At 70.0% G+C, this 25136-nt stretch carries 24 protein-coding genes; 15 read left to right on the forward strand and 9 right to left on the reverse strand.

Going from position 1 to position 25136, the window contains the following annotated elements; translation table 11 throughout:
- Positions 1 to 94: 94 nt before the first annotated feature.
- From ASE76_RS19890 to ASE76_RS20420, 3 genes are all read left to right on the forward strand, one after another.
- Positions 95 to 523, forward strand: coding sequence for a ribonuclease domain-containing protein (locus ASE76_RS19890; RefSeq protein WP_201781837.1), 429 nt, complete (start codon positions 95 to 97; stop codon positions 521 to 523).
- A 90-nt stretch (positions 524 to 613) separates the two neighbouring features.
- A complete protein-coding gene (locus ASE76_RS05335; protein WP_055835908.1) occupies positions 614 to 1039 on the forward strand; it encodes a barstar family protein in 426 nt (141 codons plus the stop codon).
- Positions 1018 to 1236, forward strand: coding sequence for a hypothetical protein (locus ASE76_RS20420; RefSeq protein ID WP_156362526.1), 219 nt, complete (start codon positions 1018 to 1020; stop codon positions 1234 to 1236). Before ASE76_RS05335 ends, ASE76_RS20420 begins: the two co-directional genes overlap by 22 nt.
- 190 nt (positions 1237 to 1426) lie before the next feature.
- On the opposite strand, the gene rsmA is transcribed toward ASE76_RS20420, so the two are convergent.
- The 3 genes from rsmA to ASE76_RS05350 form a co-directional block, all read right to left on the reverse strand.
- The gene (gene rsmA, locus ASE76_RS05340; RefSeq protein ID WP_055835911.1) at positions 1427 to 2206 is read right to left on the reverse strand and encodes a 16S rRNA (adenine(1518)-N(6)/adenine(1519)-N(6))-dimethyltransferase RsmA; all 780 of its coding nucleotides are present in this window, start codon (positions 2204 to 2206) and stop codon (positions 1427 to 1429) included.
- A 13-nt stretch (positions 2207 to 2219) separates the two neighbouring features.
- Positions 2220 to 3689 (reverse strand): peptidylprolyl isomerase, encoded by a 1470-nt coding sequence (locus tag ASE76_RS05345; RefSeq protein ID WP_055835914.1) that lies wholly within the window; start codon positions 3687 to 3689, stop codon positions 2220 to 2222.
- Positions 3690 to 3789: 100 nt separating this feature from the next.
- Positions 3790 to 6306 (reverse strand): LPS-assembly protein LptD, encoded by a 2517-nt coding sequence (locus tag ASE76_RS05350; protein WP_201781838.1) that lies wholly within the window; start codon positions 6304 to 6306, stop codon positions 3790 to 3792.
- A 106-nt stretch (positions 6307 to 6412) separates the two neighbouring features.
- On the opposite strand from ASE76_RS05350, the gene ASE76_RS05355 reads away from it, so the two are divergent.
- The 6 genes from ASE76_RS05355 (at position 6413) to ASE76_RS05380 (ending at position 12587) form a co-directional block, all read left to right on the forward strand.
- Positions 6413 to 7561 carry an aminoglycoside phosphotransferase family protein gene (locus ASE76_RS05355; protein WP_055835920.1) on the forward strand — a complete coding sequence of 383 codons (1149 nt, stop codon included), beginning with the start codon at positions 6413 to 6415 and terminating at the stop codon, positions 7559 to 7561.
- A 74-nt stretch (positions 7562 to 7635) separates the two neighbouring features.
- Positions 7636 to 8370 carry a 16S rRNA (uracil(1498)-N(3))-methyltransferase gene (locus ASE76_RS05360; protein WP_055835923.1) on the forward strand — a complete coding sequence of 245 codons (735 nt, stop codon included), beginning with the start codon at positions 7636 to 7638 and terminating at the stop codon, positions 8368 to 8370.
- Between the two features lie 255 nt (positions 8371 to 8625).
- On the forward strand, positions 8626 to 10923 hold the full coding sequence (locus ASE76_RS05365) for a TonB-dependent siderophore receptor (protein WP_236698344.1): 2298 nt from the start codon (positions 8626 to 8628) through the stop codon (positions 10921 to 10923).
- Between the two features lie 11 nt (positions 10924 to 10934).
- Complete coding sequence (locus ASE76_RS05370; protein ID WP_055835926.1) at positions 10935 to 11627, forward strand: Fe2+-dependent dioxygenase; 693 nt, start codon at positions 10935 to 10937, stop codon at positions 11625 to 11627.
- Between the two features lie 88 nt (positions 11628 to 11715).
- On the forward strand, positions 11716 to 12018 hold the full coding sequence (locus ASE76_RS05375; protein WP_055835929.1) for a PepSY domain-containing protein: 303 nt from the start codon (positions 11716 to 11718) through the stop codon (positions 12016 to 12018).
- Complete coding sequence (locus ASE76_RS05380; RefSeq protein ID WP_236698345.1) at positions 12015 to 12587, forward strand: cytochrome b/b6 domain-containing protein; 573 nt, start codon at positions 12015 to 12017, stop codon at positions 12585 to 12587. The genes ASE76_RS05375 and ASE76_RS05380 overlap by 4 nt, the downstream gene beginning before the upstream one ends.
- A 252-nt stretch (positions 12588 to 12839) precedes the next feature.
- Here ASE76_RS05380 and ASE76_RS05385 read toward each other — a convergent pair whose 3' ends face one another.
- A complete protein-coding gene (locus ASE76_RS05385) occupies positions 12840 to 13277 on the reverse strand; it encodes a hypothetical protein (RefSeq protein WP_055835932.1) in 438 nt (145 codons plus the stop codon).
- 158 nt (positions 13278 to 13435) lie between these two features.
- Between ASE76_RS05385 and ASE76_RS05390 the strand changes: the two genes are divergently transcribed.
- Positions 13436 to 15106 (forward strand): GMC family oxidoreductase, encoded by a 1671-nt coding sequence (locus ASE76_RS05390; RefSeq protein WP_055835934.1) that lies wholly within the window; start codon positions 13436 to 13438, stop codon positions 15104 to 15106.
- Positions 15107 to 15139: 33 nt separating this feature from the next.
- Here ASE76_RS05390 and ASE76_RS05395 read toward each other — a convergent pair whose 3' ends face one another.
- Both ASE76_RS05395 and ASE76_RS05400 read right to left on the reverse strand, forming a co-directional pair.
- Positions 15140 to 16132, reverse strand: a complete 993-nt coding sequence (locus tag ASE76_RS05395) for a glycosyltransferase family 2 protein (protein ID WP_082448031.1) — start codon at positions 16130 to 16132, stop codon at positions 15140 to 15142.
- Positions 16122 to 17876, reverse strand: a complete 1755-nt coding sequence (locus ASE76_RS05400) for a hypothetical protein (protein ID WP_055835936.1) — start codon at positions 17874 to 17876, stop codon at positions 16122 to 16124. The genes ASE76_RS05395 and ASE76_RS05400 overlap by 11 nt, the downstream gene beginning before the upstream one ends.
- 182 nt (positions 17877 to 18058) lie before the next feature.
- Here ASE76_RS05400 and ASE76_RS05405 point away from each other — a divergent pair, with 182 nt between their 5' ends.
- The 4 genes from ASE76_RS05405 (at position 18059) to ASE76_RS05415 (ending at position 20791) form a co-directional block, all read left to right on the forward strand.
- A complete protein-coding gene (locus tag ASE76_RS05405) occupies positions 18059 to 19453 on the forward strand; it encodes an esterase-like activity of phytase family protein (RefSeq protein ID WP_082448033.1) in 1395 nt (464 codons plus the stop codon).
- Between the two features lie 78 nt (positions 19454 to 19531).
- Entirely contained in the window at positions 19532 to 19699 is a 168-nt protein-coding gene (locus ASE76_RS20425) for a hypothetical protein (protein ID WP_156362527.1), read from the forward strand.
- A 142-nt stretch (positions 19700 to 19841) separates the two neighbouring features.
- Positions 19842 to 20165 carry a hypothetical protein gene (locus ASE76_RS05410; RefSeq protein ID WP_055835937.1) on the forward strand — a complete coding sequence of 108 codons (324 nt, stop codon included), beginning with the start codon at positions 19842 to 19844 and terminating at the stop codon, positions 20163 to 20165.
- Positions 20166 to 20173: 8 nt separating this feature from the next.
- Positions 20174 to 20791, forward strand: coding sequence for a zeta toxin family protein (locus ASE76_RS05415; protein WP_055835939.1), 618 nt, complete (start codon positions 20174 to 20176; stop codon positions 20789 to 20791).
- Positions 20792 to 20813: 22 nt separating this feature from the next.
- Here ASE76_RS05415 and ASE76_RS05420 read toward each other — a convergent pair whose 3' ends face one another.
- Positions 20814 to 21419: a cytochrome b gene (locus ASE76_RS05420; protein ID WP_055835944.1), complete on the reverse strand. Its 606-nt coding sequence runs from the start codon at positions 21417 to 21419 to the stop codon at positions 20814 to 20816.
- 293 nt (positions 21420 to 21712) lie between these two features.
- Between ASE76_RS05420 and ASE76_RS05425 the strand changes: the two genes are divergently transcribed.
- The gene (locus tag ASE76_RS05425; RefSeq protein WP_055835948.1) at positions 21713 to 23188 is read left to right on the forward strand and encodes a glycosyltransferase family 2 protein; all 1476 of its coding nucleotides are present in this window, start codon (positions 21713 to 21715) and stop codon (positions 23186 to 23188) included.
- Positions 23189 to 23276: 88 nt separating this feature from the next.
- On the opposite strand, the gene ASE76_RS05430 is transcribed toward ASE76_RS05425, so the two are convergent.
- Together ASE76_RS05430 and ASE76_RS05435 are read right to left on the reverse strand one after the other, a co-directional pair.
- On the reverse strand, positions 23277 to 24095 hold the full coding sequence (locus ASE76_RS05430) for a zinc-dependent peptidase (RefSeq protein WP_055835950.1): 819 nt from the start codon (positions 24093 to 24095) through the stop codon (positions 23277 to 23279).
- Positions 24096 to 24150: 55 nt separating this feature from the next.
- The gene (locus ASE76_RS05435; RefSeq protein ID WP_055835954.1) at positions 24151 to 25113 is read right to left on the reverse strand and encodes a histone deacetylase; all 963 of its coding nucleotides are present in this window, start codon (positions 25111 to 25113) and stop codon (positions 24151 to 24153) included.
- Between the last annotated feature and the right edge of the window lie 23 nt (positions 25114 to 25136).

Below are 25136 nucleotides of genomic sequence, written 5' to 3' on the forward strand. Positions count from 1 at the left end.
TTTCCGTCACACTAGCGGATTGAAATTTCGGGGTTAACCCGTAGACGCCGTCCAGGCGCTGCAAGCACCCCGAATTTCCGAAAGGTGTGTTTTCATGGTGCGAGTTGGGGTGCGGAGAACGGTGTCCGATGCGTTCTCCACGGCAATGGCAGCGGTGCGCACAGGTGCCCTCGTCTTGCTGGCGACGGTGGCTGCAGATGCGGCACTGGCCCGGTCCCCGCTTCCCGATACGCCGACGGCTGCCGTCTCCCTTGCCCAGCTACCTCCCGAAGGACGCGACACCTATTCGCGCATCCTGGCGGGCGGGCCGTTTCGGCACGACAAGGACGGCTCGGTCTTCGGCAATCGCGAACGGATTCTACCGGCACGCACCCGAGGCCATTACCGAGAGTACACCGTGGAAACGCCGCGGGCCCGCAACCGGGGAGCGCGCCGCATCGTATGCGGCGGCGAAGCCCGCACGCCCGACCGCTGCTACTACACCGACGATCACTACACAAGCTTCCGCGAGATCGCGCCCTGAGGGCGACACAGAGCGGAGCGCACCGGCAGGACGGGCGGCACCATGGCCGCGCCTGGATTTTTGGACCCTTTGAGAGAAAGAGCAGCGGAGATGGATACGCCACTTCGTAAGGATAACGATGCCCCCCTGCGCGGCGTCCGGAACAACATCGTGCAGTCGATCCGCGCCTTCCGCGTGCCCGACCTGCGCGATGCCGCACTGAGCCTGGGCCATCACTTCCTCTACGCCAACCTGGCCGAGTCGCAGTCCAAGCAGGACGTGCTCGACACGATTGCAGCCCAGTTCACCTTCCCGTCGCACTTCGGCAAGAATTTCGACGCGTTGTACGACTGCATGACCGATCCCTTGCATAAATCGGGCCCGCAGCCGGGCTTCATCGTGGTGCTGGAGCAGATCCCGGCCCACGCGAAGTTCGACAAGGAAGCGCGCGAGCAGCTGCTCGACATCTTCCGCGAAGCCTCCGACTACTGGGGAGACCGGAAGATACCGTTCCGTTGCTTCTATTCTTTTCTGTAGCCCGTTCTGCATCCACCAGCCAAGCAGAACGGGCGAACGAGGCCCCCGCGGCGGAAGCCGTGCCCGGCAGCATCGCGATCGATGCGGCCACCGAGCCCGCAGAGAAGATGCCGACCGACAAGCTCGTCGACGTGTCGCCGCTGGCGTTGCGGATGAGCAGTCCGTTTAATGCAGGATATTGGCTCTCAGCCGCCTGACGGCGGCAGTAGAGCCAACCCCCAGGCTGCGCTGCGCTTCGCCTACCCCTTGGGGGCGCTGCCGGCCGACCGGCGGAGCCGGATCGGTGGCAGCCCTGGGCAAAGAAAAACCCGCTTCGGCGGGTTTTTCTTTGGGCGCCTGGTTATGAGGCGGCGGGTGCGGCGACGGGAGCGAGGTGACTGTGGTCAGTCAGCGGTCGGCAGCTGCGGGAAGGGCCAAGGCCAGCGCGATGAATTCGTCCACCGGCACCTCTTCGGCGCGGCGCTGCAGGTCGAAGCTGCCGGCGAAGCCCTGCTGCACCAGCCAGGGGCCGAGGGAGTGGCGCAGCAGTTTGCGGCGCTGGCTGAAGGCGGCCTGGACCATGGACGAGAGACGCTTGACGTCCACCGCGGCCGGCGCCTCGTGCGGCACCATGCGGACCACGGCGCTGTCGACTCGGGGCGGCGGGTCGAAGCTCTCGGGCGGCACGAACAGCACGTTCTCCATCGCGTAGCGCCACTGCAGCATCACCGACAGCCGGCCGTACGCCGCGGTCGAGGGGCGGGCGACCATGCGGTCGATCACCTCCTTCTGCAGCATGAAGTGCTGGTCCCGCACCACCTGCACATGGTCGAGGAGGTGGAACAGGATCGGGGTCGAGATGTTGTAGGGCAGGTTGCCCACCACTCTCAATTTGGGAGCATCCAGCCGTTGCGCGACTTCGGTGAAGTCCACTTTCAGCACGTCGGATTCGATCACGTCGAGCTGCGGCCGGGCGCGCAGGCGCACCGCCAGGTCGCGGTCGAGCTCGATCACGGTGAGCTTGCCGCCGAGGCGCTCGACCAGCGGCTGGGTCAGCGCGGCCAGGCCGGGGCCGATCTCGACCATCGGGTCGCCCGGCTGCGGATCGATCGCCTGGACGATGTCCTCGATGATCCCGCGGTCGGACAGGAAGTGCTGGCCGAAGCGCTTGCGTGCGATGTGCCTCATGCGCGGGCCGGCCTCACCACTGGGGCGGCTCGCGGAATTCGACGTACGCCCGGCCGCGGGTCTCCTGCGCCCAGGTGACGAAGGCCTCGTCGAGCTTCTTCTCCCGGGCGGCGCTGCGGGCCAGGTCGCGCTGCTCGCGCTGGGTCAGCGTGTGCTGGCGCCGCTCGACCAGCTGGATCAGGTGGACGCCGAAGCGCGACACCACCGGCTGGCTGATGTCGCCCGGGGCCATGCCGTCGAGCGCCTCTTCGAACTCGGGCACGAACTGGCCGGGGTTGGCCCAGCCCAGGTCGCCGCCGTCCTTGGCGCTGCCGTCGCTCGAGTATTCGCGCGCCAGCGACTGGAAGTCGGCCTGGCCCGACTGGACGCGGCGCTTGTAGTCCTGCAGCCGCGCGATGGCGGCGGCCTCGGTCAGCTGCGGGCCGGCGCGCAGCAGGATGTGGCGGGCATGCGTCTGGGTGACGACGCCGGTGCCGATGCCGCCCTGGTTGCGCTCGATCAGCTTGAGCACGTGGAAGCCGGCGGGCGACCGGATCGGGCCGACGATGCCGCCGACCGCCTCGTTCTTGACCGCGTCGACGAAGAGCTGCGGATAGCGGTCGCTGCTGCGCAGGCCCAACTGGCCGCCGCTGGTGCGCTCGGCCGCGTCCGACATCTCGGCGGCCACCTTGCCGAAGTCCTCGCCGGCACGCACCCGGTCGGCGGCGCGCTGGGCCTTGGCCTGCAGCGTGGCGATCTCCGACGGCGTGGCGTTCTCGGGCACGATGACCAGCACGTGGCCCAGGTTGATGTCGACGCTGGTGGGGTCGGCGGGCTTGCCGCGCTGGTCGCGGATGTACTGGTCGACCTCCAGGTCGCTGACCTTCACCCGGCCTTCGACCTCGCGGTCGCGCAGCCGCAGCAGGGTCAGCTGGCTGCGCAGGTCTTCGCGGAAGCGGGCCTGCGGAATGCCGTCGGCGGCGAGCCGGCGGCGCATCTCGGCCACCTCGACGCCGTTCTGGCGGGCCACGCTCTGCTCTGCCTGGTCGACCGCCGCGTCGTCCACCTTGATGCCGGTGTCCTTGGCCTGCTGGAGCTGGGCCTTCTCGTTGATGAGCCGCTCGACCACCTGGCGCACGAAGACGTTGCGCGGCGGCAGCGGATTGCCGGCCTGGGCCGCCTGCTGGGCGGCGCGCTCGGCACGGATGCGCACCTCGCTGTTGAGGATGGGCTCCGAGTTGACGATGGCGACGATGTAGTCGGCCTGCTGCGGCGAGGCCGAAGGCGACGACAGCGACGCGCCGGAAGGGGACGCGCCGGCCGCGCCCCGCGGACTGCCGGAGGAGGAGCCCGCCGGCGTGGCCGGCGCGATCGCGTCGGCACCGGCACCGCGAGGCAGCCCCAGGCCGGGCGAACCCGACGGTCGCAGCCCCTGCGCGAGCGCGCCGGAGGCCATCAGGGTCGCCAGGCAGGCCAGCGGCAGGACGTGAGCACGGATCTTCATGGCGGTAGGACTCGCAAGACGGGGCAGGAGTTGCATTCGGGAGGGGCGATCGGTGGGGGTGCCGTCGATGGCCGCCGGCCGGGCGCTCCCGGCAGGGCGGTCAATCGTAGCGGCTGAAACGGCTCGGGGTGGCGATGTCCTCGCGCAGGTACTGGTAGCGCGGGACGTTGCGGCGCAGCACCTGCAGCGGGTTGGAGCCGACGCTGGAGAAGCCGAAGAACTCGACCTGGAACAGGATCCGCTTGGTGGCGGTGGTGTTGCTGCTCTGCAGACGCTCCAGCACCACCCGGCCGATCCAGCAGTCGCCCTCGTACTCGAGGCCGACCACCGAATCGACGATCTTGCTGTCGAGCATGCTGTAGTTCATGCGGCCCACGGCGTAGACGTTGCCCGGGCCCAGGCCGCGGCCCGCGATGCGGGTCATGTCGCGCTTGCCCCAGCTCCAGAGGTCGTTGATCGGCCACTGCCAGCCGACGTCGATCATCTCGCTGGTGCCGCGCTGCTGGCGGTAGGCCGCGCTGATGGTGCGGAAATCGCCGGGGTTGAAGCGTCCGCCGATCGAGGAGCGCACCGAGCGGTCGGTCTTCGGGTTGTACTGGACGGTCGAGTCGAATGCCCAGCGCGGCGTCCAGTTGATCGAGGCGCCCAGCATGATGTCGCTCAGCCGGTCGGTGACGGTGGACTCGCCCGGCATCACGATGCGCTGGTCGCGAAAGCGCAGCCGCTGCGCGATGCCGAAGCGCGCCGCCTCGGCGCCGGTGTCGGCGTCGATGAAGCGGGTGGTGGTGCCGACGGTCAGCAGGTTGTTGTCGGAGATCCGGTCCTGGCCGACGAAGGCGTTCTCGGTGTAGATCGAGGCGAAGTTGAAGTCGGCCCGCGTCGTGTCGTAGACCGGCAGGTAGTTCTGGTCGACGAAGGGCGTGTAGACGTAGAAGGCGCGTGGCTCCAGCGTCTGGATCAGGTTGCGGCCGAAGAGGCGGGTGTCGCGCTCGAAGACCAGGCCGCTGTCGAGGCTCACCGTCGGCACGGTGCGGCTGGCGGTGGTCTGGTTGTTGGAGGCCAGCGGGCTGTCGAACTTGTAGCTGGCGCTGTTGATCAGCGCCTTGGGCGTGATGAACCAGCCCGGCGCCACCCACGGGTGGCTGACCTGGGCCATCGCGACGCTGCGGTTGGCGTTGGGCTGGTTGGTGAGCGCGGTGCGCGACTGGAACTGGGTGTAGTCGCCGTCCACCGAGAAATCGAAGCCGCCGTAGTCGACCTTGGCGTACTTGGCGGTGACCTGCGGCAGCCGGTCGTAGGGCGGCGTGATCGGGGAGTTGACGTCCTGCAGCACCTGCCACTTGAGGGCGCGCGCCGAGGCGGAGAAGTCGCCCTTGCTCCAGAGGAACGTCAGGTCGGTCGGCAGCAGCCGCTGGGTGAGCGAGCCCACGGTGCGGGTGAAGTCGCGCCAGTAGTTGTCGTCGCTCACCTGGTTGAGGTTGAGGTTCATGCCGACGGTGCCGATCGCGGCGATGCCGGTGTCGAACGTGCCGAAGTGCTGCGCCGCGATGCCCCAGCGCTCGCGCTCGCGCAGCTTGTCGGTCGGCATGTAGTTGCCGCGCATCTGGCCGCGGTAGTTGCTCTCCAGGTAGCGGAATTCGCCGCCGAAGTCGACGCCGCGCTTGCTCATGACCGTCGGGTAGAGCGTGGCGTCGCGGTTGGGCGCGATGTTCCAGTAGTACGGAATCGTGGTCTCGGCGCCGCTGATGTTGTTGATGCCGAACACCGGCGGCAAGAGGCCGGACTGTCGGGTTTCCGACAACGGGAAGGTCACGCTCGGCAGCTCCGGCGTGCGCAGGCCCTTGAACTGCACCACCGCGCCCTCGGCGGTGCCGGTCTCGGCGCGCTGGTCGATCGTGATCGTGCGGGCGGTGACCATCCACTCGGGCACCCAGCCGGCGCCGGGGCGGCGCACGCAGGTGGTGTAGTTGCCGCTGTGGATCACCATCGTCTCTTCGTCGATGAAATCCACCCGCTCGGCCTCGCCGTGCGCGTCGTTCTTGATGAAGACGTAGCGCGGGCGCACGAAGAAGCCCTCGAACGCGTCGACGTGCAGCTCCAGCTGCGGGCCCTGGAAGATGTCCCCGCCGCGGTTGATGTAGACGTCGCCCAGCGCCTTGGCCAGGTCGTCGGGCTGGGTGTATTCGAGCTGGTTGGCCCGGATCACCAGCGGGCCGCGGCGCAACTCGGCGTTGCCCTTGACGATGGTGTTGAAGTCGGCGGTGCCGTCGATGTTGTCGCCGGTGACGAAGCTCGGGCGCTGCTTGCCTTCGTTGCCGTCGATCGTCTCGCGCAGCAAGGGCGTGCGGCGCAGCACCAGGGGCGCATCGGCCACGGCGTTGCCGGTGGCAGCCGCGGGAGCGTCTGCCGCGGTGGTGGCCGCGGCGCCGGCACCGGCGCCGGCCGGGGTATCGGCCACCGGTGCCTCGCCGATGTTCTGCGCCCGCAGCGGGGCGCCCTGCAGCAGTGCGGCGGCCACCAGGGCCAGGGGCGTCAGGCGGGTCGAGAGGCGTGCAGGGCTCGCGCGGCGACCGCGGCGGGGGCGCGGGGCCGGTGGTGTCGTCGTCAGGTCATGCATCGGTCGGGACATCCATCGGCGGTGCGCTGCGTGCAGGAGGGGGAAAGGTCGGCAAGGATTCGCAGGCCGGCGCCCGGAGGTCGGCTTTGTAGAATCCGGATTATCCATGACCCCATCCGCTCCCCCCGCCGCCGGCCTGCACCCACCCGGCACCGATGCCGGCCCCGCCACCGCGTCTTCTCCTGCAGACACCGGGCCCATCGCCTGGGCCGATCCGGCGCGTGGCGCCGCGTTCGCGGGATGGCTCGCGGCACGGTCTCAGGCGCACGGCGTGCGGCCCGAGACGCTGCGCGCAGCGTCGGCCGATGCGAGCTTCCGCCGCTATTTCCGGATCGACGCACCGGGCCTGCGCGGCGGTACCGCGATCGTGATGGACGCCCCGCCCGCCCTGGAGGACAGCCGGCCTTTCGTGCAGGTGGCCGGCCTGCTGGACGCGGCCGGCGTGCGGGTGCCGCGCATCCTGGACTGGGACGCGGCGCAGGGCTTCATGCTGCTGGAAGACCTGGGACGGCGCACCGTGCTGGAGACGATAGCCCCGGACGATGCCGCCGGCGCCCTGCCCTACTACCTGCGCGCGATCGAGTCGCTGGTCGCGTGGCAGCGCGCGTCGCGCCCCGGCGAACTGCCGGCCTACGACGCACCGCTGCTGCACCGCGAGTTGCAACTGTTTCCCGACTGGTACCTGGCGCGCCACCGCGGTGTCGCCGTCGAGGGCGATATCGCCGCCACGCTGGCCAGCACTTTCGACACCCTGGTCGCCCACAACCTCACCGCCGCGCCGGTGTACGTGCACCGCGACTTCATGCCCCGCAACCTGATGGTGGACGATGCCGACCCCGCCGGCCCGCTGGGCGTGCTCGATTTCCAGGACGCGGTCTATGGCCCGATCACCTACGACATCGCCAGCCTGACCCGGGACGCCTTCCTGAGCTGGGAAGAAGACATGGTGCTGGAGGTGACGGTGCGCTACTGGGAGCAGGCCCGCAAGGCCGGCCTGCCGGTCGATCCGGACTTCGGCGCCTTCTACCGCGCGGTCGAGTGGATGGGCCTGCAGCGCCATCTGAAGGTGGCGGGCATCTTCGCCCGCATCACCCTGCGCGACGGCAAACCGAAATACCTGGCCGACACGCCGCGCTTCATCGCCTACATCCGATCTACCGCCGGCCGCTACCGCGAGCTGCTGCCGCTGCTGCGGCTGGTGGACAAGGTCGAGAAGATCGAGACCTCGACCGGCTTCGCGTTCGGTCGCGTGTAGGGCACGTTCACAGATAGAAAAGGCCTGAAGCCGGCGCACTGTGCCGGCTACTAGCTATACATTTTCATAGCATCATGCCCCGTTTCCATTGTCCCGAGCCGCTCGCCACCGGCGCCACCCTGTCGCTGCCGCCGGGCACCGCACGCCATGTGCAGGTGCTGCGCTACCAGCCGGGCGATGCGCTGACGCTGTTCGACGGGCGGGGCGGCGAGTACGACTGCACCGTGCTGCGCATGGGCCGTAGCGATGTCGAGGTGCAGGTGGGCGCGCACACCGCCGTCGAGCGCGAGGCGCCGCGGCGGGTGGTGCTGGCGGTCGGCATGCCGGCCAACGAGCGGATGGACTGGCTGGTGGAAAAGGCGACCGAGCTGGGCGCCGCCGGCATCCAGCCGCTGGCCACCGCCCGCACCGTGCTGCGGCTGAAGGGCGAGCGGGCCGACAAGAAGATCGCCCACTGGCAGGCGGTGGCGGTGGCCGCCTGCGAGCAGTGCGGCCGCAACCGGGTGCCCGCCGTGGCGCCGGTGGCCGACCTCTCCGCGTGGCTCGCGTCCCTGCCGCCGCTGTCGGAGGCCTGTGGCCCACGCCTGCTGCTCTCCCTGCACGCCCAGGCGGTGCCGCTGGCGCAGGCGGTGGCCGATGCCGCCGATCTGGGCACCACCGTCACCGTGCTCTCCGGCCCCGAAGGCGGCCTGGCGCCGGAGGAAGAAGCGGCGGCCCTGGCGACCGGCTTCAGGGCGGTGCGACTGGGTGCGCCGGTGCTGCGGGCCGAAACCGCCCCGTTGGCGGTGCTGGCGCGGCTGGCGCTGTAGCAGCGCAGGGCCGTTCGGGGCCGCGCCGGCCTCAAGGCCCAAAGAGCGCGGCACCACTGCCGTGCCGACGCCATGCGCCGTCGTAAAAATGACACATTCCTGACCGTCTACCCTGATTTTATTCGGCGGACTGTAATTGCGACTAAGAGTTGTTCTTATCTGTATCTAGAATCGGCGCCGACGCATCGCGTGCGGCTGCCACGGCTGGCCGCACGCCGTGTATCCACCTCTAACAGACACCAACAAGGTTCGACCATGGCCGCTTCCGCCCGCCCTTCCACCCCTCGCCCGGCACCGCGCCGCGCCGCTGCCACCGCATCGACTGCCGCCGACCATGCACTGTTCCCGCTGGGCGCGCTGATGCTGGCGGCCTCTGTCGGCAGCTGGGCGCAGTCGGCACCGGCCGGCAACGTGTCGTTGAAGCCGGTCACCGTCACCGAGAAGGCCGAGGCGCCGCAGGGCAAGGAAGCGCTGCAGACCACCAAGAGCAGCATCGGCAAGGGCAACCAGGACATCCGCGACATCCCGCAGTCGATCACCGTCGTCACCGAGAAGCTGATCGACGACATCAAGCTCGACACGCTGAAGGACGCGCTGCACTACACCGCCGGCATTACCTTCGCCGCGACCGAGAACGGCACCGACCAGGACATCCGCCTGCGCGGCTTCCCGATCGCCAGCACCGGCGACCTGATGATCGACGGCATGCGCGACCCGTCGCAGTACGACCGCGACACCTTCAACCTCGACCGGGTCGAGGTGATGCGCGGATCGGCCTCGATGCTGTTCGGCCGCGGCTCCACCGGCGGCGTGGTCAACCAGGTCAACAAGAAGCCGGTGCTCGCCGACCAGACCGACGTGGTCGGCACCGTGGGCACCGCGGGCTACCTGCGCACCACCGCCGACTTCAACATCCGCACCGGCGAGACCTCGGCCCTGCGGATCAACGCGATGTACAACAAGGCCGACAACGGCGGCGCCGACATCGACAAGAACGGCATCGCGCCCAGCTTCAGCTGGGGCCTGGGCACGGCCGACGAGTTCACCGTCGGCCTGTTCCACCTGAAGAACAACAACACGCCGATGTCGGCGATCCGCTACCTCAACGGCGGCCTGGCACCGGTCAAGCCGGGCAACTTCTACGGCACCCGCGCCGACTTCGTCGACGGCGAGGCCAACTACCTGCACGGCGCCTGGAAGCACGTGTTCGACAACGGCGGCGAGCTGCGCAGCCAGATCCGCAGCGGCGTGTTCGAGCGCGCCCAGTGGAGCACCGCGGCCGGCTTCTGCGGCGCGGCGCCCACCGCCGCCGGCGCCTGTCCCACCGGCGCGCCGGCGGTCACCTCGCTCAACCCCAACACCTTCCTCACCCGCTCGGGCCTCACGCCCCGCAAGGACCGCTACAAGGCGACGTATGCGCAAAGCGACTACAGCAACGCCTTCGACTGGTTCGGCCTGCGCCACGAGGTGCTGACCGGTGTGGACGCGGCGCACGAAGAGGCCAACCGCTTCCAGAACAACGGCAGCACCCTCGGCACCCGCCCGGCCACCACCATCGGCACGCCCGACGACGGGGCCGGGCTGGTCGGCACCCGCCTGTCGCCGCAGTGGCGCAACTCCAGCAACTACAGCGCCAAGGCCTTCGGCGTGTACGCGCAGGACCTGGTGCAGGTGGCCCCCGCCTGGAAGCTGCTGGGCGGCGTGCGTTATGACAACTTCAAGGGCGACTTCGAGCAGCTGGCCTATGCCACCGGCGCCAACGGCGCGCTGACCAACATCGCCCGCACCCGGCTGAAGGAGTCGCCGTGGAGCTACCGCGGCGGCGTGCTGTTCCAGCCCTCGCCGACGCAGTCGTACCACCTCTCCTACGGCACCTCGTTCAACACCTCGGCCGACACCTACCAGTACGTCACCCCGCAGAACGCCAACACCCCGCCGGAGAAGAGCCGCAACATCGAACTGGGCGCCAAGCTCGACTGGCTGGACGGCAAGCTCTCGACCCGCGGCGCGATCTTCCGCACCGAGAAGTACAACGAGCGCACCACCGACGCCGACTTCGCCGGCACCGCCTACACCCTCTCGGGCAAGCGCCACACCGCCGGCCTGGAGCTGGACGTGGTCGGCCGCATCACCCCGCAGTGGGAGGTCTACGGCTCCTACACCTGGGTGCCGGTCGCGAAGATCGACGCGGCCGGCGTCGCCGCCGGTGCGCAGGCCTCGGTCGGCCAGCGGGTGGGCCTGACGCCCAAGCAGTCGGGCGCGGTATGGGTCAGCTACCAGGCGACGCCGAAGCTGCGCGTGGCCCTCGGCGGCCACGGCGCCACCGAGAACCGGCCGCTGACCGGCACCACCGGCGCCGCCTCGGCCACCGCCCGCGTGCCCGGCTTCATGGTCGCCGACGCGATGGCCGAGTACAAGTTCACGCCCGACGTGTTCGCCCAGATCAACGTCAACAACCTGCGCAACAAGGCCTACGGCGACCAGCTGTACCCGGGCTTCACGATCCTGGGCCCGAAGCGCCAGGTACTGGCGACCCTTGGCGTGAGGTTCTAGCATTCGACACCATGCTGTTGCACGTACGTGAAGTCCTGACCCCGGCCGAAGTGGCGCGGGCCCGCGAGATCCTGGCCGATGCGCCGTGGGGCGACGGGCGGATCACCGCGGGGAGCCAGTCGGCGGAGGCCAAGAACAACGAACAGCTGCCCGAGGATTGCGATGCGACGCGGGCGGTGCAGCAGCTGCTGCTGCGCGGGCTGGAGCGGCACGCGGTGTTCTTCTCGGCCGCCCTGCCCAAGCAGATCTCGCCGCCGCTGTTCAACCGTTACGGCGGCGCGGCCAACAGCTTCGGCAACCACGTCGACAGCGCGGTGCGCTACCTGCGCAACGGCGCGGGCCGGGTGCGCACCGACATCTCGTGCACCCTGTTCTTGTCGGAGCCCGGCGAGTACGACGGCGGCGAGCTGATGGTGGAGGACACCTTCGGCGAGCAGCGGGTGAAGCTGGCCGCCGGCGACCTGGTGCTGTATCCCGGCACCAGCGTGCACCGGGTGGAACCGGTGACCCGCGGGCACCGCATCGCCAGCTATTTCTGGATCCAGAGCATGGTGCGCAGCGACGAGCAGCGCCGGCTGCTGTTCGAGATGGACAACCACCTGCGCCGGCTGCGCTCGGGCGCGCATCTGGGCGAGACCGATCCGTCGGTGATCGGCCTGACCTCGACCTACCACAACCTTTTGCGCATGTGGCTCGACGTCTGAGAAGGGTGCATGAACCTACTGCGCACGCGCTACGGTTCCTGCACCCTTCCCGGCGTTGTGCAATGGCGCGAACCAACCAACGACAAGCATGAAAAATACATCGTTCTTCCTGGGCATCGCCGCACTGGCGGCAGCCGTGGCCTCGGGCGGCGCCGCGGCGCAGATCGTCAACCACGACACCGTGCGGTGCGCGCCGGTGCCCAAGGAAGAGATGCGGCCGCAGATGGAGCTGCAGAAGAAGCTGGTGGCCGAAGGCTGGAAGGTGCGGCAGGTCAAGACCTTCAACGGCTGCTACGAGGTCTACGGCTTCAACCAGCAGGGCGAGCGGATGGAGGTGTTCTTCGACCCCAAGACGTTCGAGAAGATCGGCGAAGTCAAGCAGCCGTCGTGAGCGACCCGCGCCCCACGCCGTCGCCCGCCCCGGCGGTGCGGGTCTGGGACCTGCCGGTGCGGCTGCTGCACATCGTGCTGGCGGCAGCGGTCGCGGGCGCCTGGCTGACCGGCGAGGAGACGCTGCGCTGGCACGAGGCCGCCGGATGGGCCGGGCTGGCGGCGGTGGCGGCGCGGCTGGCGTGGGGTGCGCGGGGCGGCCGCTTCGCGCGGTTCGGAACGTTCGTCCGCGGCCCGGCTGCGACGGTGCGCTATGCGGCCCAGGTGCTGCACGGCACGGCGCCCCGCTACCTGGGCCACAACCCGCTCGGCGGCTGGATGGCCGTCGCCCTGCTGGCCGCCGTGGCCGCCACCGGCATCACCGGCTGGCTCTACACCACCGACGCGTTCTGGGGCATGGCCTGGCTCGATTGGCTGCACCGCGCGCTGGCCTGGGCGGTGCTGGCGCTGGTGGGGCTGCATGTGGCGGGTGTGGTGTTCACCGGCTGGCACCAGCGAGAGAACCTGGTCGCGGCGATGGTGCACGGCCGCAAGCGCGGCGGCGGCGCGGTGGACGAGGACGGGCGGTAGCGAGAACCGCTGTGGGCGATCCCGACCGACGGCAGGTGCCGGAAATGGCAGGTCGGCGAGCGATGCCGAGCCGAGAGCAGCGGTCTACAGCGAATCGCTGCAACAAAATCGATAGCAGGTAGCCGCCGTACAGCAGGCGTTTCAGGCATATAAGATGCCGAAGTCCTTATCAACCGCCGGCCACACGCTACAGATTCTGTAGCATTTCAGACATTCCGAGGATAGTCCGCACGGAGTCCACCCGCGCGCCAACTAGGCGAGCCCGCCCTGCGACGGCGCCTCCGGTGCCGCGCCCCCGAACAGCCCGCCGTCGTCCAGCAGGTCGAAGGCGATCTGCGGCCGGCGCTCCAGGCTCTTGCGGATCGCGGCGGGAATGTTCTGCCGGGTCTTCTTGCACAGGCCCGGCTGCTCCAGCACGAGGATCGCGATGCCGCGCAGGCTGCGCACCTCGTTCGGGCTGAAGCTGATCCGCAGCCGCAGGCCGAGCTGTGCGGCCATGCGGGCCTCGATGCGCCGCAGCTCGGCCAGGCTCTGCAGGTTTTCCAGCCGCTCCAGCAGGCGGCGTTCTTCCTCGCGCGTCAGCATCAGCACCCGCAGGTCGGCGCCCGGCGCGGCCAGCAGCGCGTCGCGGTCGCAGACGCAGGCGCCGGGCGGGCATTCGGTGCGGATCGGGATGGGTGTGGGCTGCATCGTCGGCGGAAGGGAACTGCAGGGTAACGCGGCGAACGGGGGGACGCTTTGCAGTTTGTAGAGCCGCCGTGCAAAAAATTCACTGGCGCGCGGGCCGCGGGTTGGCCACACTCGTAAGCGACAACAGCGCACCGCGCAGCAACGGAGACACACGACCCATGGCAGAGCCCCATTTCGACTACCTGGTCATCGGCGGCGGCACCGCCGGCGCACTGATGGCCAACCGCCTCTCGGCCGAGACCCGCAAGCGGGTGCTGCTGGTCGAGGCCGGCCCGCGCGACGACTACCACTGGATCCACATCCCGGTCGGCTACCTGTACTGCATCGGCAACCCACGCACCGACTGGCTCTACAGCACCGAGCCCGATCCGGGCCTGAACGGCCGGGTGCTGCGCTATCCGCGCGGCAAGACGCTCGGCGGCAGCAGCAGCATCAACGGGATGATCTACATGCGCGGCCAGGCCCGCGACTACGACGGCTGGGCCGCCGCCACCGGCGACGACACCTGGCGCTGGGACAACGTGCTGCCGGCGTTCCGCCAGCACGAAGACCACTACATGGCCGGCACCCCGGGGCTGGACGCCGACTTCGCCCGCTTCCACCGCGGCGGCGGCGAATGGCGGGTCGAGAAGCAGCGGCTGCGCTGGGACATCCTCGACGCCTTCGCGCAGGCGGCGCAGCAGGCGGGCGTGCCCCATTCCACCGACTTCAACCGCGGCGACAACGAAGGCGTGGGCTACTTCCAGGTCAACCAGAAGAACGGCTTCCGCTGGAACACCGCCAAGGCCTTCCTGCGGCCCACCTGCTACGGGCGGCCCAACTTCGAGTTGTGGACCGGCGCCCAGGTGATGCGCCTGACCTTCGCGCCGCAGCCGGGCGGCGGCCAGCGCTGCACCGGCGCCGAGGTGTGGAACGGCACCGAGCGCGTCACCGTCACCGCCGGCACCGAAGTGCTGCTGTGCGCCGGCAGCATCGGCTCGCCGCAGATCCTGCAGCTCTCGGGCGTCGGCCCGGCCGACCTGCTGGCGCAGCACGGCATTCCGGTGGTGGCCGACCTGCCCGGCGTGGGCGCCAACCTGCAGGACCACCTGCAGATCCGCGCGGTCTACAAGATCGCCGGTGCGCCCACCCTCAACGTGCTGGCCTCGACCGCCTGGGGCAAGGCGAAGATCGGGCTGCAGTACCTGCTGTCGCGCAGCGGGCCGATGAGCATGGCGCCTTCGCAGCTGGGCGCCTTCACCCGCAGCGATCCGGCCCAGCCGTGGCCCAACATCGAGTACCACGTGCAGCCCCTGTCGCTCGATGCCTTCGGCGATCCGCTGCACGCGTTCCCGGCCTTCACCGCCAGCGTCTGCAACCTCAACCCGACGAGCCGCGGCACGGTGCGGATCAAGAGCGCCAGCTTCCAGGACGCACCGGCCGTGGCGCCGCGCTACCTGGCCACCGCCGAAGACCGCCAGGTCGCGGCCGACTCGCTGCGGGTCACCCGCCGCATCGTCGCCCAGCCGGCGCTGGCCGCCTACCGGCCCGAGGAGTACAAGCCCGGCCCGCAGTACCAGACCGACGAGGACCTGGCCCGCCTGGCGGGCGACATCGCCACCACCATCTTCCACCCGGTCGGCACCACCAAGATGGGCGCCGACGGCGACCCGATGGCGGTGCTGGACGCGCGGATGCGGGTGCGCGACGGCCGCGGCAGCCTGATCGCCGGCCTGCGGGTGGTCGATGCCGGCGCGATGCCGACGATCACCAGCGGCAACACCAACAGCCCCACGCTGATGATGGCCGAGAAGGCCGCCGCCTGGGTGCGGGCCGACGCGGCGGGCTGAGCCGCCCGTCGCAGTCCGATGACCCCGGCGGCCTTAGCCGGCCCTCCGGAACGGCACGGCCAGGTAGGCCAGGTGCTTCAGTTCCTTGCGGCCCAGCGCGACGTTGTGCAGCACGATGCCGCAGACGAACGAGATGAAGGCGCTCAGCATCAGGCCGGTGACCAGGATGGCGGTCGGGAACCGGGGCACCGCACCGGTGTGCAGATAGGTGGCGACGAGCGGCGCGGCCAGCCCCAGCGCCACCAGGACCAGGAACGTCGCCAGCAGGCCGAAGAATGCCATCGGCCGTTCGCTGGTGAACAGACGCACGATGGTGCGCAGGATGCGCCAGCCGTCGCGGTAGGTCGACAGCTTGCTGGCCGTGCCTTCGGGCCGCGATCCGTAGGACACCGGCAGCTCCATGGTGGGCATCCGCAATTCCAGCGCATGCACCGTCAGCTCGGTCTCGGTCTCGAAGCCGTGTGCCATCGCAGGAAAGGTCTTGGCGTAGCGGCGCGAGAACACACGGTGGCCCGACAGCATGTCGGTGAAGCGCCCGCCGAAGATCGCGGCAACCGAGCCGGTGAGCATCTGGTTGCCCAGGCGGTGCCCGGGCCGGTAGGTGGCGGCGTTGCTGCCGTCGTCCACCCGCACGCCCACCACCATGTCGCAGCCGCCCTGCCACACGCCGGCGATCAGGTCGCGGATGTTCGAGACGTCGTAGGTCGCATCGCCGTCGGTCATCACGTAGACGTCGGCCTCGACGTCGGCGAACATGCGGCGCACCACGTTGCCCTTGCCGCGCAGCGCCACCCGGTGCACCGTCGCGCCATGTGCCGCGGCCTCGGCGGCGGTGCCGTCGGTCGATGCGTTGTCGAAGACGTGGATCGCCGCTTCGGGCAGGGCCTGCCGGAACTGGTCGACGACCATGCCGATGCCGCCGGCCTCGTTGTAGCAGGGAAGGATGACCGCGATGGAGGGGGCCGCGGTGCCGAACGAAGGGCCGGGCAGCGGTGCGGAGACCGGAGCGTGAGGGTCAGCGTGCATGGGGGCGGATCTTGTAGATGTGCATGTGGGAATCGGCATAGACGCGCTCGAAATCGCGCGACATGTCCTGGTTGAGCAGGGCGGCGTTCTCGAACAGGCTGACCACCAGCGTATCGAAGCCTTCGCGCTGCAGGCGTTCGGCCAGCGCGTGCGGGGACAGTATCGAATACTCGCTGTAGCGCCACGGGCCGAGATAGTCGCCCCACACCGGCTTGGGCAGGTAGTACAGCGCAGCCTCCAGGTTCATCTGGTAGATGCGGGACGCGGGATGGTCCCGCAGGTAGAAGATGGCACCGGCGTGGCGGGGCAGCGCACCCTTCAGCGCGGCGTCGCGTTCGGCGGCGGTGGGCGACACCAGCGACCATTCGTAGCCGCTGTAGACGTGGTACCGGCGCCCCGCGAAGGCGACCACGGCCACCACGAGAACGACCTGCACGAGCCGCCATGCGGCCCCGCGGCCGAAGACGGCCAGCCGGCCCCGCGCGGCCTGCTCCCAAGCCCGTTCCACGCTGGTCCAGGCCACCGCCGCGGTCAGCACGCACAGCGCCGGGTAGGCGGGCAGCAGGTAGCGCGGATAGTGGGAGGTGAAGGCCCACACCGCCACCGCATAGGCCGAGAACACGGCAGTCGCCCACACCCGGCCGCTGCCGGCCGTGCGCCATGCGAGCAGCGGTGCGGCGGCGGCGAGCAGCAGATACGGCGGGGGCCAGCCGAAGTTGGCCTTGATGTCGCTGAACTGCAGTGCATGGTCGACCGCGTTCCAGTCGTGGAAACCGAAGATCTTGCCGCCCAGCGGATTGAACGGGTCGCCCGTCATGACCGCGTTGCGGGCATACCAGTAGATGCACGGAACGGCCAGGGCCAGCGCGCAGCGCCACCAGGTCCCGATCCGCCGGTCCGTGAACGCCACGACCACGGCGAACAGCGGCAGGAAGGTGAGCGCCTGGTACTTGGACCCCACCGCCACGCCCAGCAGGAAAGCGGCCAGGTACAGCAGCCGGTTCTCGCCGGCCGATTCGCGCCACAGGTGCAGCACGACGAATGCCGCGCATACGTACATCGCCACGCCCATGTCCACATAGGCCGTCGCGAACTCCGGCTGCGCCAGCGTCAGCCACAGCACGCTGGCGATGCAGGCACTCGCCCGCCCCGCCACCGACAAGGTCCAGCGGTGCACGACGACGGCGACCCACCAGCCCGCGTACGCATGCAGCAGGTGCGGCATCACGTCGTCGTAGACGCTCAGCGCCGCGGCGTAGAGCAGGTCGTAGTTGTACGGAAACCAGGGGTAGCGCACCCACTCGTTGATCTGCAGCCGCCCCTGCTCGGCCCATTCGCGCGCATGGGGCAGGTGGTAGGCCAGCTCGTCCCACGCTAGCGGTATGCGCAGGGGGTAGACCACGGTGGAGGTCGCCAGCACCAGCACCAGCCAGCTGCTCCAGTGCGGCCAGGCCCACGGCGCGCGGCGCGTCGTCTTCAGCGGCCACACCGCCAGCACCAATCCACCGGCCCCGATGGCATAGACCAGCGCCGGCCTCAGGATTCCCACCGCGCCGCATACCTGCAACAGGCAGATGACGACGCCGGTTCCCAGCGCCAGCTGCAGCGCGCGCCGCATGGCGGCATCCGGCAGGGTGGCCAGCGACGTCCCCCTGCCGAGCAGCCGGCCGTAGCCCCAGTTCACCAGCAGGAACAGCAGCAGCACGCCGTAGTGCTGCGCCGCGAAAATGGTTTTGCTCTCCACCCTGTCTATGTCCTCTCGCGGCTTCTTCCCGAAGCGGTCGTTGTTCTCAATACCTCGACTTCCGCATATCGGCGTCTTCGGCTCGCGGGTCGGATTCTCGGGGATTCGACGACGAGGTCCGCCACGTCACGCCCGCGTCATGCCCGGCGTGCATCGTATCGGCACTTCCATCCGCTACCGCCATGCACGCCCATCCCCCGCGCTCGCTCTCCTCCCTGGTCCGCATCCTGGCCGTCACCGCCGCCGCCTGGTCCGTGCAGGCGCACGCCCAGCCCGCTGCCGCGCCCGCCTTTCCCGCCACGCTCGCCGGCCACGCGGTGCTGCCCGCCAACAGCATGGTCGCCGCACCGAAGGATGCGCCGGCCGACCTGCAGACCAGCGGCAAGTTCACCACCGGCAAGCGGATCGAACGGATCGGCAGCGTCGAGGGCGACTCCTACGGCCGCAAGACCGGCGTGTCGCTGCCGTTCCAGGGCCAGCCGCTGCAGGGCCATTCGGGCATCAAGCGCATGGCCGACGGCAGCTTCTGGGTGCTGACCGACAACGGCGCCGGCGCCAAGGCCAATTCGCCCGACTTCATGCTGTACCTCAACCATTACGCGATGGATTTCCAGGCCGGCAGCATCCAGCGGCTGCACACCGTCTTCCTGCACGACTCCGACAAGAAGGTGCCGTTCCGCATCGTCCAGGAAGGCACCGCGCAGCGCTACCTGACCGGCAGCGACTTCGATCCCGAGAGCTTCCAGTTCGCCGGCGGCGCACTCTGGATCGGCGACGAATTCGGCCCGTTCCTGGTCAAGGCCGACCTGCAGGGCAAGGTGCTGGCGGTGTTCGACACGCTGGTCGACGGCAAGCCGATCCGCTCGCCCGACCATCCCGCGGTAACCACGCTCGGCGCGCCGGACGCGACGCCCGCGCTGTCCAACCGCTTCGACATCAAGCGCAGCAAGGGCTTCGAGGGCATGGCCGCCTCGCCCGACGGCAGCAGGCTCTACGCCCTGCTCGAAGGCCCGGTGTGGAACGCCGAGGCCAAGGACTACGAGCGCATCGACGGCAAGGAGGCCTTGCGCGTGATGGAGTTCGACACCCGTGCCGGACAGTGGACCGGCCGCTCGTGGAAGTACCCGCTGGAGGCCAACGGCCACGCGATCGGCGACTTCAACATGGTCGACGCCACCACCGGCCTGGTGATCGAGCGCGACAACGGCGAAGGCACCGCCGACCGGGCCTGCCCCGCCGGCGAGAAGCGCACGGATTGCTTCCACGACATCGCGAAATTCAAGCGCGTCTACAAGATCGAGATGACCGACGCCAACGCGGGCGGCGCGGTGCGCAAGATCGGCTACATCGACCTGCTGGCCATCCAGGACCCGCAGAAGCGCGCCCGCAAGCCGCTCAACGACGGCGTGCTGAAGTTTCCGTTCTTCACCATCGAGAACGTCGACGTGGTGGACGCGACCCACATCGTCGTCGGCAACGACAACAACCTGCCGTTCTCCACCAGCCGCGAACCGAACAAGGCGGACGATAACGAGATGGTGCTGCTGGAGGTCGGGGAGTTCCTGCGGGCGAAGTGACGCGGGTAGGCCGGCTCCTCGGCCCTTGCACGGCCGTGTCCGACCCGATGCCTGTCCGCGCGCGGCCATGGTGTGTCCATGACCGATCCACGCAATGTCGCGCACGACAAAAAAGTGCAGCAGGAAAAGAAGAACCACGGCGAGGACATCGCGCCCGGCGCGATCCACGCACCGCAGCCCGGGCAGAAGCCGGCGCTGCACCACGAGGAGCCGGCCGACGAGGCCGACAAGGGCGACGCGAAGTAATCGTCGCTTTCTTCGTGCGATACCCGGAATGACTTTTGGCCTTCCGGGTATTTTTCGTTGTGGACTTCCTGGCGTGGAAAAAGCCCAGCCTCTACCGGATAAATCCCGATTGGCGCAAAATGCGCCTTTCAGGAGATTCGCCATGCCATCCACTGCGTTTTCGTCCGTCAAGCTGCCCGGCACCCTGGTCGAGAAGGCCCGTCAGGCCGCCCAGCCCATGCGCCGCTCCGTCGCCAGCCAGATCGAGTACTGGGCGACGCTGGGGCAGGTGGTGGAACACACCGGCCTGAGCGTGCAGGAAGCCCGGGCCGCCATCGAGCAATACGAAAGGGGCGGTGCCGCAGAAGCATCGCCACCGCCGTCGGTGGATGCATTGACGGCCCGCCTGCTGGCGGCGCAAGCACGGGGTTCGCTGGCCCAGCGGGTACGCGAAGTCGTGCAGGACAACAGCGCACGCGTCGGCTGAGCACGCCCATGGCGTCGTCCAGCGGAACGTCACCCCGCTGGTTCCACCTGCTGGCCGGCCCCAACGGCGCCGGCAAGTCCAGCCTGTACCGTGCCCTGGTACGCGAGGGCATTCTGGGCTCACGGCTCGAATTCGTGAACGCGGACCTGCACGAGCGTGATCACCTGCAGCACATCGACGATCCGCAATCGCGCTCCGAAGCCGCGCGCGCCTGGGCCGACGCGCGCCGCGCACAGTTGCTGGACGACGGTGCATCCTTCGCCAGCGAAACCGTGTTCTCGCATCCCTCCAAGATCGAACTGCTGCGGCAGGCCCGGCTCCGGGGCTACACCGTGGCCCTGTACATCGTGGCGCTCGACGACCCTCAGCGCCTGCTGGGCCGGGTGGCGCAACGGGTGCGGGAAGGCGGCCACGACGTGCCGGCCGAGCGCATTCTGGCGCGCTACACGCGGACGATGGCGCATCTGGCCGATGCGGTGAAAGTCGCCGACGCAGCCTACCTGTACGACGCACGCGACGTGGCCGATGGCGGCCCGCGCCTGGTCGCCGTGCGGACGGTGGCGGGTGTCACCCTGGTGGATGCGCCCTTGCCGGCGTGGGCACGGACGCTGCTGGCCCTTCCCTGATCCTGCAGCGCCTGCCAGCAGCTCAGGGCAGCATGCGCCGCAGCACCGGCTCCTTGTCGAAGAACTGGTGCTTGAGCGCGCCCGCCACATGCAGGAAGAACAGCGCGTACAGCACATAGGCGCCAGCGCTGTGCATCCAGCCGAAGAGGTCGTGCAGCGCCTCCTTGTCGTCGGCGGCGGCCACCTTCTGCGCGACGAAGTCGATGCGCGGCCATTCGAAGGTGCCGAACCAGTACATCGGGTGCGCCGCGGCGTCCTTCCAGGCCGAATCGTGCAGCCAGCCCGAGAGCGGCATCCACAGCATCACGCCGTAGAGCAGCACATGCACCGCATGGGCCGACCACCGCTCCCAGCGCGGGTAGGCGGCCGGCAGCGGCGGCGCGGGGTGCGACAGGCGCCACAGCAGCCGCAGCAGCACCAGGCCGAGCACCGTCACGCCGATCGACTTGTGGGTGTCGAACACCGGGCGCACCAGTGCGTCGGGAAACCATTCCACCGTCAGCATCAGCGCGACGTTGACCAGCATCAGCAGCGCGATCAGCCAGTGCAGGACGATGGCGACGCGGGTGTAGCGCTGCGCAGGGGCGGCAGCGGGCGCCGATGCCGGGTCGGAGGTGCGGGAGTTCATGGCTCGGCAATATAGGGCCTGCGCCGCGGCTTGACGAGCCCGGCCCTGCGGGCCGCGGCATTACACGCGCTTGACATGCGGTGGCTACGATCGGCTGCGGTGCCGGCTTGGTCGGGACGCGGCGCCGCACGGCCGCAGGGGTGCGACATCCGCCCGGCCCTGCCCTGCGTAGTGCATGCAGGGCGTCGCGCCCCCGACCGGCCCTGTCCCGGCAGGCACCTGCACTTTCGCCGGTGCACTTCCGTTCCCGCCCTTATCCGTCCAACCGCCCTCCACCCACGCCCAGCACCGAGATGCCGTCCGATTCCTCCCTGCACGACGCCCGCCTGCGGGCCACGCCGTACCTGCCGGGTTGGCGCACGCCGCTGCCGAGCGTGCTGATCCACGGCGGGGCGCTGGTGCTGTGGGGCATCCTGTTCTGCATGGCGTTCGCGGTGGGCGGGGTGCTGGCCTGGTCGGTGGGCGTGGTGTACGTGGTCTACGACACGGTGCTGCTCGCCTTCGTCGGCTGGCGCACCTGGGACCTGCTGCGGCCGGCGGCGGCGCACGCCGATGCCGATGCCGCAGCGCCGGCCGCGGTGCGCACCAGCGTCTGCGTGCTGGTCGCCGCGCACAACGAGGCCGGCGCCCTGCCGCTCACCATCGCCGCGCTGCTGGCGCAGACCGATCCGCCCGAGCAGATCATGGTGGTCGACGACGGCTCCACCGACGGCACGGCCGACCTGCTGGTGCGCCACTACGGCCTGGCCCTGCCGGCGCCCGGCACGGTGGGGCCGCCCAGCATCGCCTACCCGAGCCTGCGCTGGCTCGCCCTGCCGCACGGCGGCAAGGCCCGGGCCCTCAACGCCGCCCTGCCGCGCGCCGGAACCGACGTGGTGCTGACGGTCGACGGCGACACCCTGCTGGCGCCCACCGCGCTGGCCGCGATGCGCCAGGCCTTCGCAACCGAGCCGGGGCTGGTGGCGGCCACCGGCGTCATCGTGCCGGTGTGCGGGCCGTCGTTCTCGGGCCGGATGTTCCAGTGGTTCCAGACGTACGAGTACATCCGCAACTTCCTCTCGCGCCATGCCTGGATGCGGATGGACAGCCTGCTGCTGGTCTCGGGCGCCTTCGCCGGCTACCGCCGCAGCGCGCTGCTGGCCGTGGGCGGCTTCGACCCCGACAGCATGGTCGAGGACTACGAGCTGACCCACCGCCTGCGCCGCCACGCGGTGGCCCACCGCCTGCCCTGGACGGTGCGGGTGCTGGGCACCGCCTGCGCCCGCACCGACGCGCCCGGCAGCATCGGCGCCTTCCTCGGCCAGCGGCGCCGCTGGTTCGGCGGCTTCCTGCAGACGCAGTGGCACTACCGCGACATGGTGGGCGACCGGCGCTACGGCTGGTTGGGCGTGGCGATGCTGCCGGTCAAGGCCTTCGATACGCTGCAGCCGCTCTACGGTCTCACCGCGTTCTTCCTGCTGGCCTACTACCTGGCCGCGGGCCAACTGAGCCCGCTGGGCGCGGCAGCCAGCGTGATCGGCCTCAAGCTGGCGATCGACCTGGCCTTCCACCTGTGGTCGATCCGCCTCTACCGCCGCTGGGTGGGCAGCACCGCGCCGGCCAGCCTGGCGCAGGGTCTGCTGGCGGCGCTGGCCGAGCCCTTCACCTTCCAGCTGCTGCGCCATACCGGTGCCGCGTTGGGCTGGGTGTCGTTCCTCACCCGTCGGCGGCGCTGGGGGGTGCAGCGCCGGGTGGGCGTGGTGGCCGCCCGCGACCGGGATTCGGCCTGATCACCAGCCGTCAATAGCGACGAAAAGTGCCTGCGGTCGGCGATAAGCGCCGGCGACGCGCTATTGAAACAATAGCAACGGCACTGCCTTACCAGCTCAGCGGATTCACCCGGTAGAACCTTCCCAGCTCGCCGAACAGGGCCGGCTGCTCGGCGGCCAGCTGCTCGGGGCGCTCGAAGAAGGTCTCGCTGGCCACGGCGAAGAACTCGGCCGGGTCGGTGGCGCCGTAGGGGTCGAGCAGGGTGGGCTCGGCGCGCGCCACCTGGGCCTGCAGCAGCAGGAAGCTGGCGCCCAGCACCGCCGCCCAGCGGGCGCGGCGGGCCCGGCCGGACAGGGGCGGCGCGCCGTTGGCCCGGCCCTTTTCCTGGTCCCACTGGTGGGCGAACTCGTGCACCACCACGTTGTGGCCGTCGGCCGGATCGGCGGCGCCCGCCAGCACGTCGCTCCACGACAGGACCACCTGGCCCTCGCTCCAGGATTCGCCCGCCAGCGCGCGGCGCCGGTCCTGCACCAGGCCGCTGCCGTCGGCCTGCGCCCGGTCGACCACGAAGGCGCCGGGGTAGAGCAGGATCTGGCGCAGGTTCGGGAAGTAGTGGTCGCGCCGGTTCAGCAGCAGCAGGCAGGCCTGGGCGGCGACGGTGACCCGCATCTCGTCGGTGACCGCCAGGCCGCCGCAGCCGATGAAGGGCTTCTCGGCCAGGAACACCTGGACATGGCGCTTGAGCTGCAGCTGCAGGTCGGCCGGCAGCCGCCGGAAACCGGGCACCCGCCGCCGCAGGACGAGCCGCCACGCCTCGGGAAACGGCCGGCGCCGCAGCCGGGCACGGCGCAGCGCGGTCCACACCGGGGGCATCAGCAGGGCCGACAGGCAGGCCAGGGCCAGAAAGGAGAGCAGCATCAGGGCCATGGCGCGCTTTGCGGGGTGACGAAGACCTCGTAGCTGGGTGGGTGCGGCCGGTTTTTCAAGCGCGGGGCGCGGCGGCACCGGCCGCCGGCCCGCCCGCCCCGGCCCAGCGGGCATGCGCGGCCAGCGCCTCCTCGTAGGTCTGCATCTGCACCCGCAGCGTGCTCTCCATGTCGCGGCCGTAGCCGCCGCCCATGGCGAAGGCCAGGGGCAGGCGGCGCTGCCAGGCCCAGTCGAACACCCGGCGGTCGCGCGCCCGCATGCCGGCATCGGTGAGGCGCAGCCGGCCCAGGCGGTCGCCCTCGTGCGGGTCGGCGCCGGCCAGGTACAGCACCAGGTCGGGCACGAAATGGTCGTCCAGCACCGCCAGCGCGGTGTCGAGCGCCTGCAGGTAGTCGCCGTCCTCGCAGCCGTCGGGCAGTTCAACGTCGAGGTCGCCCGGCTCTTTCTGGAAGGGGTAGTTGCGCGCGCCGTGCAGCGACAGGGTGAAGATGGTCGGGTCGCTGCGGCAGATCTTCGCGGTGCCGTTGCCCTGGTGCACGTCCAGGTCGATCACCGCCACCTGGCAGGCGCGGCGCCGGGTGCGGCCCCATTCGGCCTGCACCACCCGGGCGGCGACCGCCATGTCGTTGAAGACGCAGAAGCCGCCGCCCCGGTCGGCGGTGGCGTGGTGGGTGCCACCCGCGATGTTGGCGGCCACGCCCTCCTGCCGGGCGATGCGCAGCGCGGCCAGCGTGGCGCCCACCGAGCGCCGGGCGCGGGCCGCCATCGCGGGCGACCAGGGGAATCCGATCTCGCGCTGCTGCGCGGCGGTCAGGCTGCCGTCGGCGACCGCGGCGATGTAGGCCGGCGTGTGCGCCATCGCCAGCTGTCCGGTGGTGGCCTCGGGCGCTTCCCGCAGCCGGATCGCCTCGGGCCAGGTGGCGACCAGCCGGTCGCGCAGCGCGCCGTACTTGCTCATCGGGAACCGGTGGCCGGCCGGCAGCGGCAGGACGAAATGGTCGGCGTAGTAGACGTGCATGGCGCTGTGATTGTCGTGCGGCC

Source organism: Xylophilus sp. Leaf220 (genome assembly GCF_001421705.1).
Taxonomy (GTDB): domain Bacteria; phylum Pseudomonadota; class Gammaproteobacteria; order Burkholderiales; family Burkholderiaceae_C; genus Xylophilus.